General features: G+C 64.3%; 10 protein-coding genes. 8 read left to right on the plus strand and 2 right to left on the minus strand.

Annotated features, from left to right (window positions below; translation table 11 throughout):
- Positions 1 to 293 precede the first annotated feature (293 nt).
- Together BN1233_RS29600 and BN1233_RS29605 are read right to left on the minus strand one after the other, a co-directional pair.
- Complete coding sequence (locus tag BN1233_RS29600; RefSeq protein WP_074078386.1) at positions 294 to 1,664, minus strand: FAD-binding oxidoreductase; 1,371 nt, start codon at positions 1,662 to 1,664, stop codon at positions 294 to 296.
- A 16-nt stretch (positions 1,665 to 1,680) separates the two neighbouring features.
- On the minus strand, positions 1,681 to 5,022 hold the full coding sequence (locus BN1233_RS29605; RefSeq protein WP_046867222.1) for an adenylate/guanylate cyclase domain-containing protein: 3,342 nt from the start codon (positions 5,020 to 5,022) through the stop codon (positions 1,681 to 1,683).
- A gap of 396 nt (positions 5,023 to 5,418) precedes the next feature.
- On the opposite strand from BN1233_RS29605, the gene aqpZ reads away from it, so the two are divergent.
- The 8 genes from aqpZ to BN1233_RS50630 all read left to right on the plus strand — a co-directional run bounded on the left by aqpZ (position 5,419) and on the right by BN1233_RS50630 (position 14,366).
- Positions 5,419 to 6,171, plus strand: coding sequence for an aquaporin Z (gene aqpZ / locus BN1233_RS29610; protein WP_046867223.1), 753 nt, complete (start codon positions 5,419 to 5,421; stop codon positions 6,169 to 6,171).
- A gap of 76 nt (positions 6,172 to 6,247) precedes the next feature.
- The gene (locus BN1233_RS29615; protein ID WP_187144401.1) at positions 6,248 to 7,171 is read left to right on the plus strand and encodes a formylglycine-generating enzyme family protein; all 924 of its coding nucleotides are present in this window, start codon (positions 6,248 to 6,250) and stop codon (positions 7,169 to 7,171) included.
- A 107-nt stretch (positions 7,172 to 7,278) separates the two neighbouring features.
- Positions 7,279 to 9,840, plus strand: coding sequence for an arylsulfatase (locus BN1233_RS29620; RefSeq protein WP_197094649.1), 2,562 nt, complete (start codon positions 7,279 to 7,281; stop codon positions 9,838 to 9,840).
- Between the two features lie 456 nt (positions 9,841 to 10,296).
- Positions 10,297 to 11,187 (plus strand): formate/nitrite transporter family protein, encoded by an 891-nt coding sequence (locus tag BN1233_RS29625; RefSeq protein ID WP_046867225.1) that lies wholly within the window; start codon positions 10,297 to 10,299, stop codon positions 11,185 to 11,187.
- 361 nt (positions 11,188 to 11,548) lie between these two features.
- The gene (locus tag BN1233_RS29630) at positions 11,549 to 12,073 is read left to right on the plus strand and encodes a DUF2267 domain-containing protein (protein WP_063776756.1); all 525 of its coding nucleotides are present in this window, start codon (positions 11,549 to 11,551) and stop codon (positions 12,071 to 12,073) included.
- A gap of 283 nt (positions 12,074 to 12,356) precedes the next feature.
- Positions 12,357 to 12,824, plus strand: a complete 468-nt coding sequence (locus tag BN1233_RS45035) for a BON domain-containing protein (protein WP_082145724.1) — start codon at positions 12,357 to 12,359, stop codon at positions 12,822 to 12,824.
- Positions 12,825 to 12,882: 58 nt separating this feature from the next.
- Positions 12,883 to 13,377, plus strand: coding sequence for a YciE/YciF ferroxidase family protein (locus BN1233_RS29640; protein ID WP_046867227.1), 495 nt, complete (start codon positions 12,883 to 12,885; stop codon positions 13,375 to 13,377).
- 683 nt (positions 13,378 to 14,060) lie between these two features.
- A complete protein-coding gene (locus tag BN1233_RS50630) occupies positions 14,061 to 14,366 on the plus strand; it encodes an I78 family peptidase inhibitor (protein ID WP_063776757.1) in 306 nt (101 codons plus the stop codon).
- Positions 14,367 to 15,204: the final 838 nt, after the last annotated feature.

The raw sequence follows: 15,204 nt of genomic DNA on the forward strand, positions 1-15,204 counted from the left end.
CAGGACGTTCTTTCATTTCGCCAATCTCCTGCTTTGACCGAGGCCGTGTGAAAACGCGACACTACAACCTGATCCCGAAACATTTTTCCGATTAAGGGTGGAATCCGCGCTGGTTCGGCTCCAAACGTCCCGGCGGCGCAACTCGTTTGGATAATTCTTCTCCGCCAGCTTAGAGACCACGCGTTTTCACACAGGCTGGACCCGGAGCGGACCTCCGCTGATGAATTCAGTCCCCATTCGATCACGTTTCTTGCGGTTGACGGGGGCTGGTGCGGTCGCGCAAACGCGGAGCTCTACGCGACCCCTCCTCGCGCGATCGCCGGCGAGACATTCTGGTTCATTCGGAAGAGGTTGTCTGGATCGTACTTCGCCTTGAGTGCGGCGAGCCGATCGAGGTTGCCACCGTATGCGCCCGAAACCCGGTCTGTCTCGTCTTCGGGCATGAAGTTGACATAGACGCCGCCGGTCGCGTACGGCGCGGCCGCTGCGAAGAAGCTTCGCGCCCACTGCATGCACGCGATATCCTGCTCGGGCTCGCGCCAACGCGCGTGCACGTTCAGCACGAATTGGGCGTCGCGGTGCGGGTAGGCCGTCGCGCCCGCAGGGACACGGCTGATCGCGCCGCCGAGATGCACGAGAAAGATCTCGCACTCCGGCGTGGGCAACCTGCTCCCGTACGCCAGGATGACCTCGATTGCGGCATCGCTGAGTTCCGCGAAGTAATGCGATTTCCAGTAGTTGCGGGCCCCGGGGGTGAGAAGCGGGTCGAAGGCGGCCTGCCAAGCGGTGAAGGGTTGCGGGCCGACGACTCTGGCGATCGGCTCGCCCTGGCGGCGCAGTGGCTCCAGGGCACGCCGGCCGTCCTCGACATTGCCGGCATAGCAGACGGCGAACACCAAGACTTCCGCCCCGTGCACGGCGGCGGGCAGGAACGGCAGCGGCGGGGCCTTTCGCAGCACGACCATGCACATCAGTTCGGCGGGCGCCTCGGATACGAAGCGCCGGTACGTCTCAAGGAGTTCCCGGGCGCCGGCCGCGGCATGGACGATCAGACCCGAGAGCACCTCGGGACCGACGCGGTGCAGGCGGAACTCGAACGAGGTGACCACCCCGAAGTTGCCGCCTCCGCCGCGAATGGCCCAAAACAGGTCGGGGTGCTCGCTCGCACTCGCGCGCATCAGGTGGCCGTCGGCCGTGGCCACGTCGGCCGCGGTCAGGTTGTCAATGGTGAGCCCATACCGGCGGCTGAGCCAACCGAAGCCGCCGCCGAGTGTGAGCCCGGCCACACCGGTCGTAGAGTTGATCCCGAGCGGCGTGGCAAGACCGAACGCCTGAACCTGCCGATCGAACTCGCCGAGCGTCACGCCTGGCTCCACGCGAGCGGTCCGCTGATTGGGGTCGACCTGAATCGAACGCATAAGGGACAGGTCAATCATCAAACCGCCGTCGCAGACGGCATTGCCGGCAATGTTATGGCCGCCGCCGCGCACAGCAAGCAGTAAGCCGTGATCCCGTGCGAACTCGACTGCGCGGATCACATCGGTTGCATCGGCGCACCGCACGATTGCTCGTGGGCCGCGAATGGCGCCGCGGAGTGCATCGAAAGCCCCCAAGTCGACGCGGACGCTTCCTCCATCGCCTTCCATGCGCTGAACCTCCGCCATGATCCTCCTCCCTTGGTCACTGGTGCCGATCGGGGCGTCGACGGCCTGAGGCCAGAGCCCGTTGAAGCCGCGCAAGCGCCGGTCCAATACGGAGGCGCTCGGCCGCGTCCGCCAAGTCGCCAAGCTTGTGCGTCGCCTCCTGTCCGAGGTGGCCTCGGCTATGTGCACCAAGGGCGCGTCCATAGCGGACGAAGAAGCTGGCCCAGGGTAACGGTTCTGGCCGCGTATAATCTTCGAGCGCCGCGCTGTAGCGCTCCGCCCCGTCCCAATCCCGAGCACCCAGCGAGGCGTCGATGGCATACCGGAAGAACCACAAGTGATTGTGGCTCACCGCGCCTTTGCGCAGGACCTCCTCGCCTTCCGTCAGCGCCGCGCGACGTTCCTTCGGATCCTCGGTCGTGACCGCAAGATGGCCGAGGATCCACGGACCCACGAAGCTGAGCCCGGTCTCGCGACTGATCGCCAAGGCGCGGTGCAGCAGGTCCAGCGCCTCCGCCCGGCTCGCCTCGGCGTGAGCAACCATGGCGAGATCGTGGAGGCTGACCGCCTCGAATCTCTTGGCGCCGAGCTGCCGGGCGAGCGCCAGTGCGCGCTCGGCATGCGGCCTTGCGCGTCCGAACTCGCCGGTCGTGCGAAACACGTTGCACGCCGCGTTGTGGGCGATGATCTCCGCCCGAGGATGCCCGACCCGCTCCGCCAGTTCGACCGCCGCCTGGACGGTCGCGAGCGCACCGGAGAATTCGTTGAGGTAAACCTGAGTATGCGCCACCATGCTGAGATTGGCCACTTCGATGCGCCCGACGCCGGACGCACGCGACAGCTCCGCACAACGGCTGAAGTGCCGATGGGCGCTGGCCATTCGGCCGCGCGCGTACTCGGCGTCGCCCAACCCGCCAAGCGCGCGCGCTTCCAGCTCCGGCGCACGGGCCCGTCGGGCCCAATCGAGCGCCCGGCTGTGCTCCGCCAGGCACTCGTCGAGCCGGCCGAGCGGGAAGCAGAGATTGCCGCGGAGGTGGTGGATTCGGGCACGTTCCGCCGCGAGGTCCGCGCCGGCAGCCGCGGCCGCGGCCTTGTCGAGCATCGCAAAGGCCTCGTCGAAACGATCCCTCACGCGCAAGCCGGCGGCGAGCCCAAGCCAGGCTCGACACCGCTCGATGTCGACATCGGCCACCGCAAGGGCCTGCCCGAAGGCAGCAATCGATTCCGGAATTGAACCGAGGTCGTGCAGGATCTCGCCCCGGAGCAGGGACAGCGCGCTCACATCGGCCCGCTCCCGCGCCAAAACCAGTCCACGCTCGACGAGATGCAGGGCCCGCTCGCTCCGATATTCCGCGGCCTGCGCGTGTGCTGCTTCCAGATAGGCCCGGGGTGCACCACCGTCCTCGGCCCGGTCGAGATGCTGCGCGCACAACGTCAGGTCATGGCTCCTGAACCAATCGGCCGCCCGCCGATGCAGCTCGCGGCGCCGGCTCTTGAGCAGCGTGTCGTAGACACCCTCTTGGATCAGCGCGTGAGCGAAGAGGAAGTGATCGCCTTGCGGGCGCACCAGGAAGTGCCGCACCAGGCCAGCACAATCCCACCCGGGCTGCTCGAGCAGTGCTCCCAATGCCTCGACGGTGAAGCGCTGGCCGAGGACCGAGGCGGCTTGCAGCGCGTGCTTGTCGGGCAACGGGAGGCGGTCCAAGCGTGCCTGCACCAAACTCCGGATCGACCCCGGGACGCCAGCCTCGGCGCTCTCCTGGGCATGTCGCAACAGTTGCTCCAGAAACAGCGGATTGCCGGCCGCCCGTTCGATGCAGCGTTGGGCGAGTTCGCCAAGCGCATCGATGTAAGCCTCGGCGAGCCGGCCGGCTTCACCCGGCTGGAGCGGGCCGAGATCGATTCTCCTGATCGGCTGACCGGCAGCCGTCGAGGGCCAGACCTCACGGGGCGGATCGCGTTCGATGCGCGAGGTCATGACCAGAAGCGCGGGGCACTTGGCAACGGTTTCGGCGAGGTTTACCAGATGATCGAGGGTCGTCCGGTCAGCCCAGTGCAGATCCTCGATCGCCAGCAGCCGGGGACGATGGCCGCTCGCCCGGAGGACCAGCTCGGCGACAGTCGCCTGCTTGCCGCGGTCGCGGGCCGCGTTGTCCATCGCGTCGTAGAGCGTACGCAGCTCAGTCGGCTGCGGCACGTTCAGGAGGTCGTTCAGGTACACCCGCCGCTCATCAGGCAGCATGCCATCCTCGAGCGTTTTCTCGGCCGCAGCCTCGATCTCTTCCCGGCTGCTCTCGCCTGACAGGCCGAGCAGGCTGCGGACGAGCGAGCGGATGCCGTCCTGGCCGGAGCCCATTCCGAAGTCGAGCACCAGTCCGGTGTGGCAGGCGAAGTTCTCCTTCTCGGCGATCGCCTGGAACTGCTCGAGCAAGCGGGTCTTGCCGATGCCGGCCTCCCCGCGGATGTAGAGGGCGCGGCCGCGCCCCGCGTTACGGCACTGCATCAGCGCCGCTTCGAGCTTCCGCAGTTCGCGGCACCGCCCAACAAAGGCTTGGCGTCCTGAGCGGGCCGGCTCGGACAATGAGCGCAGTCGCCAAGCCGTGACCGGCTTTGCGAACCCTTTGATGGCCAGCTCGCCGATCTCGGAGCAGTCAAGCCGGTCGGTGAGCGCCCGGTTGACGGCGTCCGAGATCAGGATCTCGCCTGCGGCTGCCTCGTCCGTCAGGCGTGAGGCGAGGTTCACGGACTCGCCAGTGACTGTGTATTCCAGGTGGTGCGCACTGCCGGTGCCGCTCGCCACAACCTCGCCGCTGGCAATGCCGATGTGCACGTCAAGAGAATGGCCGAGTTCGGCCGCGAGCACGGGCATGCGACGCCGGATGTCGAGGGCAGCCCGGACGCATCGCTCGGGGTCATTGCCATAGGCCACCGGAGCCCCGAAGACCGCCATCACGCAATCGCCGATGTGCTTGTCGACGATCCCACCATGATCAGCGATGCTTGCATCGACAAGGTCGAAGAAGCGCCCGAGCATGGCATGGACCTCCTCGGCGTCGAGTTCGTCTGCGAGCTTCGTGTAGCCGGCGAGGTCGGCGAACAGCACCGTCACCTGCCGCCGCTCAGCCTCAGGCAGAGGCGAAGCCACCGGTGCTGCCGGCGGCTGAGTGCCCGTGAGAGGGGGATGCCCCGATGCCGTTCCATCATGCAGTGCGCCGATTGCGGCCAGCAGCTTGCGGCGATGCCCGATCGAGCTGACGCCGAGCCCGATCAGATCCTCGGCCGTGAGGTTGACGAGAACCCCGGCATCGATGTCGTTCTCGCGGAACGCTTGTTCGTACTGCCCCAGCCCCAGGTCACGCAGCCAGGCGCCGACGTCCATGGGCTCCTCCCGACCGGTTCCTCGGCAGAGCACCAAGGTTCAGCCTAGCCCAAAATCTCACGACAGGCGTGGTCAAACGTTAGCGCCCTGAGGGCCGTGAAGGCCCGGCTTTGGCGCACCTGTGACCTAAGCCCGAGGGCAGCAATCCTCACCTAACCAGACATCCAGGAAGACAGCGGAATTTCAGTACCTGACCCCGAACAGACCTTCCGCTCAGCCTTGGCTGTACCCGCATCAGCGCCACTTTCTTGCCGAACCGGGAAGGTGTAACTTATTCACATAAGTTAAAGTCCTGCGTTGGACCTGGGCTCCCGACGAGCCGCCTTTGATCGACAGCTTTGTCGACGTCGCTCCTGAACACGAGCCGTCGCCTCAGGCGATTGCAAGGAGCTGCCCATGGACCTTCACAACAGCCACAACATTCACAAATGCGCCGCCGAGGCGATCGGCACCTTCTGGCTGACTTTTGCGGGCTGCGGCAGCGCGGTGATCGCCGCCGCCTTCCCGGAGGTCGGCATTGGCCTGCTCGGGGTCGCGCTGGCCTTTGGGCTCACGGTGCTGACCATGGCCTATGCGATCGGCCACATCTCGGGCTGCCATCTCAACCCGGCCGTCACTGTTGGACTGGCGGCGGGCGGCCGCTTCCCGAAGCAGGACATTCTGCCCTACATCGTCGCGCAGGTGATCGGAGCAGTCGTCGCCGCGACGGTGCTCTACCTGATCGCCCGCGGCGCGCCAGGCTTTGATCTCGCCAAGGGCTTTGCGGCCAACGGCTACGGCGCGCATTCGCCAGGCCAGTACAGTCTGCTCTCCGGCTTCCTGGCCGAGGTGGTGCTCACCATGATGTTCCTGTTCATCATCATGGGGGCGACACACGGCAAGGCACCGGTGGGCTTTGCGCCGATCGCCATTGGGCTGGGACTGACCCTCATCCACCTCGTGGGCATCCCGATCACCAACACCTCCGTGAACCCGGCCCGCAGCACCGGTCCGGCGCTGTTCGTGGGCGGCTGGGCGCTCGCGCAGCTCTGGCTGTTCTGGGTCGCCCCGCTGATCGGCGGAGCCCTCGGCGGCATCCTCTATCGCTGGCTCAGCGAAGAACCCTCGGCGCTCGTCACGGGAGTGACGCCGCCAGCCCCAGCCGAGTGAGAACATCGCTATGGCGTGGCTGGACCGCAAGCCGGATGCCCCGGCCGGAGCGCCGACAGAGGCACGGCCAGCCGCCATGGTTTGGATCCCCGGCGGCACCTTCCGGATGGGCTCCGACCGGCACTACCCCGAGGAGGCACCGGTCCACCGCGTCGCTGTCGACGGCTTCTGGATCGACCGGGCGCCCGTGACCAACCGCGAGTTCCGCTGCTTCGTGGAGGCAACCGGCCACGTCACCGTCGCGGAGAAAGCACCCGACCCACGGGACTATCCCGGCGCGCTGCCGCACATGCTCCGGGCGGGCTCGCTGGTGTTCAACCCGCCGAACCACCCAGTCGACCTGCGGGACTGGAGCCAGTGGTGGACGTTCCGGTTCGGAGCGACCTGGCGAAAGCCTTATGGGCCGGGCTCCTCGATCAAGGGCCTCGACGACCACCCGGTCGTGCACGTCGCTTATGCCGACGCCGAGGCCTACGCGGCCTGGGCGGGCAAGAGCCTGCCGACCGAAGCCGAGTGGGAGTTCGCGGCCCGCGGTGGCCTGGACGGTGCCGAGTTCGCCTGGGGCGACGAGCTCGAGCCGGACGGGCGCCAGATGGCGAACTTCTGGCACGGCGCGTTCCCGCACCAAAACCTCTCGCCCCATGCCTACAAGCGCACGACGCCGGTCGGCGCCTTTCCGCCGAACGGCTACGGCCTCGTCGACATGATCGGCAATGCCTGGGAGTGGACGAGCGACTTCTACGCACCCAGGCACCCGGCCGATGCCGCGAAAGCCTGCTGCATCCCCGAGAACCCGCGTGGGGCACGCGAGGCTGACAGCTACGATCCGTGCCAGCCGGAGACACCAATCCCCCGCAAGGTGCTGAAGGGCGGCTCGCATCTGTGCGCCCCGAGCTACTGCCGCCGCTATCGGCCCGCCGCGCGTCACGCGCAGCCCGTCGACACCTCGACCAGCCATATCGGCTTCCGGTGCGTGGTGCGGGAGACACAACAGATGTGACGTGCGTGCGCCCATGGGGGCGGTGAAGTCAACCAGACAGGAGTGAAACGCGAACCACCACGGTCACGCGATGCAACAAGTCTCCTGTCGTCAGGAGGAAGACGATCATGAGCCATGACAACTCCGATCAAGACCCGGACGCCAATATCGCGAAGCAGCCCGAGAAGCCTAACGAGGAGAACGCGATGGGCAAGCGACCAGCGATCAGCCGCCGCACCGTCCTGCTCGGGAGCACCGCCATCGGGGCGGCCGCAGCCTTTTCCGGTTCGCGTCCGGGCACCGTGCCTACAGCAGCCGCACAGGGCGCATCGGCTCGAGGAACCACTTCGACCAATCCCCTAATCACTAAGAAAGGTTTCAAGGGCAAGATCGACATCGACATCCGCAATTCCACGCCGGACTGGGATCCGTTCACGCCAACCCGCGCTCCGGAAGGCTCGCCCAACATCCTGGTCATCCTCTACGACGACACGGGACTGTCCGCCTGGTCGCCGTTCGGCGGTGCCATCAACATGCCGACGCTCCAGAAGCTGGCCGACAACGGTCTGATGTACTCGCAGTGGCACACGACCGCGCTGTGCTCGCCGACACGCTCGACCTTCCTCACGGGCCGCAATCACCACCTCAATGGATGTTCGTCGATTACCGAAACCGCGCAAGGCTTCCCCGGCGCCAATGGCCGCATTCCCGATGAATGCGCGACCATCGGCCAAGTCCTCCAGGACGCCGGCTGGAGCACATTCTGGGTCGGCAAGAACCATAATGTTCCCGAGAACGATGTCGCGCCCGGCGCCACGCGCTCGCAGTGGCCGCTGAACAAAGGCTTCGACCGCTATTACGGCTTCCTCGGCGGCGAAACCAATCAGTGGTACCCCGATCTCGTCGAGGACAACAGGTTCATCGAACAGCCCTACGCGCCGGAAGAAGGCTACCACCTCTCAAAGGATCTGGCCGACCAGGCCTTGCAGATGATCCGCGACCAGAAGGCGAGCAATCCGTCAAAGCCGTGGTTCATGTGGTTCTGCCCGGGCGCGAACCACGCGCCGCATCATGCACCCAAGGAGTACATTGCGAAGTACAAGGGCAAGTTCGACGACGGCTATGAGGCGTATCGCGAATGGGTGCTGCCGCGGATGATCGCCAAGGGACTGCTGCCACAGGATACCAAGCTCACGCCGATCAATCCGATGCCCAAGGAGGTGGCCGAACCCAATGATGCCGTGCGGCCCTGGGCTTCGCTGAATGCGGACGAGAAGAGGTTGTTCTCGCACATGGCCGAAGTCTTCGCCGGCTTCTCGGAGTACACCGATGCGCAAGTCGGCCGCATCATCGATTACCTCGAGCAGAGCGGTCAGCTCGAGAACACGCTTGTCCTGTACTGCGCCGACAATGGCACTTCCGGAGAAGGCAGCCCGAGCGGATCGGTGAACGAGAACAAGCTCTTCAACAACTACCCCGACGAGCTGTCCGAGAACATGAAGTACCTCGACGTCCTCGGCAGCCCAGAAACCTACAACCACTTCCCGACCGGATGGGCGGTGGCGTTCTCGACACCCTTCCAGATGTTCAAGCGCTACTCCCAGTTTGCCGGCGGCACGTGTTGCCCGCTGGTCATTTCCTGGCCCAAGGGCATCAAGGCCAGGGGCGAGGTGCGCAACCAGTACCACCACTCGACCGACATCGTGCCGACCATCCTCGAGGTCTGCGGGCTCGAGATGCCGAAGGTCTATCGCGGGGTGGAGCAGTACCCGCTTTCAGGCGTCTCGATGCGCTACACCTTCGACTCGAAGGACGCCCCGACGCAGAAGAAACGGCAGTACTATGCGATGTTCGGAACACGCGGGATCTGGGAGGACGGCTGGAAGGCCTCGGCCCTGCACGTAACTTACTACGGCCATGGAAACTTCGAGCAGGACCAGTGGGAGCTCTTTCACGTCGATGCCGACCGCTCTGAATCGACCGACCTGGCCAAGCAGCACCCGGACAAGCTCCAGGCGCTGATCAAGACGTGGTTCGAGGAGGCCGACAAGAACTTCGTGCTGCCGCTGGACGATCGCAGTCCCGCGGAAATCCTGGGCTCGGAGCGGCCGAGCGAAGAGAAGCCGCGCCTGCGGTACGTCTACTATCCCGGAACGTCAGCCGTTCCGGAGGGTGTCGCGGTGAGCATCCGCGGCCGCTCCTACAAGATCATCTCGGATGTCGAGATCGCCGATCCCGACGCCTCGGGCGTGATCTTCGCCCATGGCTCGCGGTTCGGCGGCCATTCCCTTTTCATCAAGGACCGGAAGCTGCACTACGTCTACAACTTCCTCGGCATCAAGCCGGAGCAGACGTTCGTCTCCGGCGAACTCAAGCCGGGCAAATACACGCTCGGCATGGAGTTCATCCGCGAAAAGGCGGGCCCGAAGGGCGAGTCGCTCGGCAAGACCACGCTCTACGTGAACGGCCAGGCCGTTGCACAAGGGGACATGCGGGCACAGTCCGGCAAGTTCACGCTGTCGGGCGACGGCCTGTGCATCGGGCGCGACAGCGGCGACGCGGTGAGCCAGGAATACAAGACGCCCGGGACCTTCAAGGGCGGCACGATCCTCGGCGTGGCGGTGGACGTGAGCCCGGAGGTCTACCTCGACCTGGAGAAGGAGGCCGCCCGGGCGATGAAGCGCGCTTGAGGGAACCTCTCGGCCACGACTGGCGGGCGGCGGATGACACCGCCGCCATGCGCGACCAGGGGCGACGTTCGTGGATCTTGCCGTTGCTGTAGGTCTGCAATTGGCACGAGGCTGAAGTTGGCCGAATTTCCGCACTTGCAGGGCGAGCGGACCATCTAGCTCGGGCGCTCCAGGACCGAGATTGACCCGATGGAGACGTTCACTGATCTCAGAGAGTTCATTGAGGTATGCGGCCGCGACAGACGCCTGAAGGTGCGTCGCTCCTGGCATACCGCTCAAATACAGCCCCTTGCCTTCACGCAACACACGTCCGGATGGAGGTGATGCCGCACGACATGAGACCAGCTGATGCTTGACCAAAACGCTCGTAGTAGCGACCAATCCCCTGCGGGAACACAATCCTTGTCGAAGCCTTGACGCTGGGCCCCTGTTGGACAGCCCACGAAGGCTATCGCCATGCGTCATCAACCCAACGTTCCGGCCGACCAGACCGATCCGGGGAACCGTCTCAGCGCTGCATCGCAGGTGCCGGAATTCACGCGGGAGGAGCGGAAGGCGGTTGAGATCCAGAGCCGACCAAGCGCGGCCTTGATCCACGAAACAATCCGGGCAGAGGGCGAAAGCGAGTTGGAGCGGACGGTCTGGGCACTGCTCCTGTCCGGTCTTGCGGCCGGACTGTCGATGGGCTTCTCGCTGATCACGGAAGGTCTGCTGCACGCCCGTCTTCCAAGCGCGCCCTGGCGGGAACTCGTCAGCGAGTTCGGCTACACGGTCGGGTTCCTGATCGTCGTGCTCGGACGGCAGCAGTTGTTCACCGAGAACACCCTCACGCCGATCCTGCCGCTGCTCTATCACCGGGATCCTTCGACCCTCCTGCGGGTTCTCCGGCTCTGGGCGGTGGTGCTCCTCGCCAATGTCTTGGCTACCTGGCTCGTGGCCGCAGCCATTGCCCACACCAATGTCTTCGACAGCGAGACGAAAGCGGCTTTCACTGAGATCAGCCGGCAGTCGCTAAGCGCGCCGTTCTGGGACACGGTGCTGAAGGCAATCTTCGCCGGCTGGCTCATTGCTCTCATGGTCTGGCTCCTGCCGGCAGCCGAGACGGCTCGGCCCTTCATCATCGTCATCGTCACCTATGTGGTCGGGCTCGGGGGCTTTGCACACATCATCGCTGGATCAGTGGACGTGCTCTACCTCGTTGAAACCGGCCAAGCGACCTGGGGGGACTTCCTGACCCGGTTCTTCTTCCCAACCCTCCTCGGCAACGTCGTGGGAGGCGTTACCCTGGTGTCCGTGCTGAACTACGGCCAAGTCGCACCCGAGCTCAAGGAGAGCCCTGGTCAATAGGAACAGCAGCAAGGCAAGCTTCCTGCGGCAAGGCACCTGTTGCCTGATACGGCGGGGCCTCGGGGAGTAGTCCGAGGCCTTTACCGTGAGAGAGCAAAGCGGCATTCGGTAGCAAAGATCACCAGTTGCCTGGTAAGTGACTGATCCCAACGGAATTCAGCCTCTTCGACCCCGTTGAAAGATGAAAAGAGCCTTTGTGCAACGGCGGAAATGAGAGCGCGCGTGCAACCGCTGCGGCTCAAAAAGCGTAGGAACAATCGACATTTAACGTAGGTTAGGAATGCTGCATTCGAACCTTGGAAAAGGAACACGAGCGCCTCCTGCGAGTTTGGCCCGAAGATACCTGCGCAGGAGATCGATCATGAGCGCGACAGGTCTCGACGTCTTCGACAAAACGCTTCAGACAACGCACACGTGGCTCGATGAGCTGATGCGAGACGAGGCAATCGGCCCTGACCGGCAAATTGCCTGGCATGTGCTCGGCGCGGTGCTGCGGGCTACTCGCGATCGCCTTCCCGCCAACCTTGCAGCGCATCTCGGCTCGCAGTTGCCGATCCTGGTCCGTGGGCTTTACTACGACCAGTTCCGCCCGTCCGAGCTGCCCATTCGGCTGCGCTCACTCGACGAGTTCCTGGAGCGCATCGGTGAGGAACTCGCGATGACGCGGCCGGTGAATGTGCGCGATGCGACCCGGGCCGTGTTCCAGGTGCTCTCGCGTTACGTGAACCAGGGACAGATCGAGAAAGTCCGGCAATCCCTGCCCGAGGAGGTGCGCGCCATCTGGCATGAGAGCCCGGATGCACTGGATACGCGTGTCGAAACTGAACAGTACAGCGCGGAAGGTGGCAACGTTGCGACCGGCGGCGTTCGTCTTCCGAGCCGATGAGACGAACTCACGCAAGCCGCCGGAGCTGTCCGGGCGTGGCGCTTGTTCTTCTTGCGACGGGGCTCGCTTTGGCAAGCGCCGTTGCGTTGCTGCGCTTCGATCAGGTGCTTTCGGACTGATCGTTCCGGGCCATCGCGTCCGTAAGCGGACAAGGCCGTGCCGATGATCGCACCGGAGCTGTTGGATCTCTCTGGAATGCACTCGGGCGACTTGAGATGTACGATGAACAGGCGATCACCAAGCCGCCAGTGGAGGCTCAGCACTCGAACAAGAGGAGGACATCATGACAGATGTTGCTCGAAGGGACAGAGCGAGCGACGAGCAAATCCATGATCACGCCGTGTCCGGCCGCGAGAGTGATCGTCGTCGCCACGCGAGGCATGATCCTGGCAACACCGATCAGTCAGTGACAGGCGCTGGTCATCATCGCGGTCGCGGTCCAAAAGGATACACGCGTTCCGATGATCGCATCCGCGAGGATGTCTGCGAGCGCCTGACCGAGGACCCGCACATTGATGCCTCGGAAATCGAAGTGGCTGTCGAGGGTGGTGAGGTGACGCTCGTCGGCAGCAGCAAGAGCCGGACAGTGAAGCACTACGTCGAGGACCTTGTCGAGAGGATCAGCGGCGTACGGCATGTCCAGAACAACCTCCGCATTCAGCAGCGTGCGAGTGTTCTCATGGGGGCGGGCCGGACTACCGGACGAAGTGGCGGTCGGACAGGTGGTGGGAGCACGCCAACCATTCTGTAGGGGAAGTGGGAGCGGACCATCACGGCGACGACAGGCTCGTGGAGAAGGAGAGCGTGACATGAACGTGAACAATTTCCGGCAGATGTATGTGACCGAGCTCCAGGAACTTCGCTCGGTCGAGGCGCAGCTCGTGGATGCACTGCCCACGATGGCGGACGCGGCGAGTCACTCCGAACTCAAGCAGGCGATCCAGAGCCATCTTCAGGAGACCCGCTCGCAACGGGATCGCCTGGACGAGATCCTGCGCCGGCACGGGGCCGAGCCACGCGAGCACGTCGACCAATCCATGCAGGCGATCGTGCGTGAATCGGAAAAGTGGGCCAAGATGGTCGAGGAGGCCGAATTGCGCGACGCCGGCTTGATCGCCTCCGCCCAGCGGGTCGAACACTACGAGATCGCCGTCTACGGCACGCTTGCCACCTGGGCAAAGCAACTCGGACTGGATGAGGACCTTCGCACCTTGCTCGCGATCCTCGAGGAGGAGAAGCGCACGGACGAGAAGCTCACGGATCTTGCCAAGCAGGTCGTGAATCCAGACGCAGCATCCACGTGAATGGCGGCAGGCCAGCCTGCTTCGGGCAGTGCTGAGCGCGAACAAAGGGTGCTTGCGACATGACCCGGGACCGGAGCCCGACCGAAGGCCAAACACCTGAATTCGAGTCGGACGAATATGCTGAATGAGGTTCCGGCACCGCTCGTCTGGGCCACCGCCGCAAAGCTCATGGAAAGGGCTGCCGCAGCAACCGCCGCCAACATTGTCACACGCATGTTCGTTACTCTCATGGTGGGGTCTCATGTGTCCCATCAAGGCGAGCAGCGTCAGAGTTCAGGTCCATGTTCCGGAGATGAGTGGCTGCTTCTGGGGATCTTGGAAGGTGCTTGACAGGGTGGGCCCCTCAACGGAGCCTCTACATTCACTCTGGAGCCGTTCTGGTCGTGAACGTTGGCAGTGGTTATGGAGCACATTAGAGTCGCAGGTTCCACGTTCGACAGGGTTGCTGAAAACGTCGTCACAAAGAGCTCGGTGCGATGCCGGCATCGCGGATGAACAGCAGGTTAGCGATCCATCGGCAGCACCGAAAAGTCGCCGCGTGGTGACAAGGCTCAGACCGTTGTGATGCGTTCGACCGACAAGCCGGTGTTCAGGTTGGCGGGTATCTCAGCCGACCGCTCGTTCAATCCCAACCGGATCTGCCGAATTTCCGCTCACAATCTATAGGATGCCCCATGTCATCAATGACACTTGCACGGCAGGCACACTGCTTCCGGTCCTGCATCTCCGCTATCCTGGCCCTGTGTGCCTCTGTAGCCCTCGCGGAATCCGAGTCCTCAAGTCACACCGAATGTTCTGCAAGTGGTGCTCGGTTCGCCATAGGTGAGATGTACACACCGGATCTTGCCGAGCGAGCTCGTCGAGCAGCTCGCGCCCAAGAAGTGCGCATCATCGAGCCCGGGGGAGCCTACACGACGGAACTCAGCCCCAAGCGCCTGAACATCGAGATTGATCGCATCGGAATCGTCAGGGATCTCTCGTGCGGCTGATGCGCTGCTCCAGGTAGTTAGGCCGGCAAAAGCGCAATGTCAGTCAAGAATGGCCACCGGAACTGATCTGGATTGTCTGGTCAGGTCAACTCGGCCAGTTTGCGGAACGCAACCCGTGCCTCTCCGTAAGCATTCCTGGACAATCGCGCCTCCTGTCGGCTTTCGTCACGCGAGCGCACCGAAACCGTCTCCGACACGGTTCGGAGCACTGAGGTCGAGGTCGAGGACGAGCGCGGCACCAAGGTCAGCGGCACCGGAACGGACGAGCGCACACCGTAGCCTCTTCCGGCACGGGAACCGGCTCTCCGTTGGCCCGTTGTTCCGGTACCCGGCCCACTCTCAAATCCCCGCAGGGAAATCCCCGCACGGCCGGGACCTTGAAGCGCTCCTCCCCGGGGCGCTTTTTCTGCGGCCCAACATGTCGGCGTGCTCGTGCCGTCGTCGCGGAAGAAGACAGTCGAAGTTCGGCTCCGCGAACCGGCGCATGCCGTTCTCCCCAACCCGGAGTCGAAGCTGGCCTGCGGGCCATGGTGGACTGCCGGAAGGACGGTTCCGCGGGTAAGGGGCAACCGACGCCAGCATCGCCTAAACCAATGACTTGAAAGGAAATCTCTCCGATTCCACATCCTGGCGGTCGCAAGTGGGCTCCTCTGGGATTCCTGAAGAGATGCCCGAGTGGAAGTGGAGAGAGCCTGACAACGGGCCTCTTTGGCTCGACATCCTCTCCGCTGTTGGTCTGGGTGCCGGCGTCTTTGTCGCCGCGTGGCTGCTCGCTCTGGTGGCATACTGGCTGCTGCGCTGACAGGCGCCTCTGAGGGGCCGTTTTGTTGCATTCCGC

This window comes from Microvirga massiliensis, from assembly GCF_001006805.1.
Taxonomy (GTDB): Bacteria; Pseudomonadota; Alphaproteobacteria; order Rhizobiales; family Beijerinckiaceae; genus Microvirga; species Microvirga massiliensis.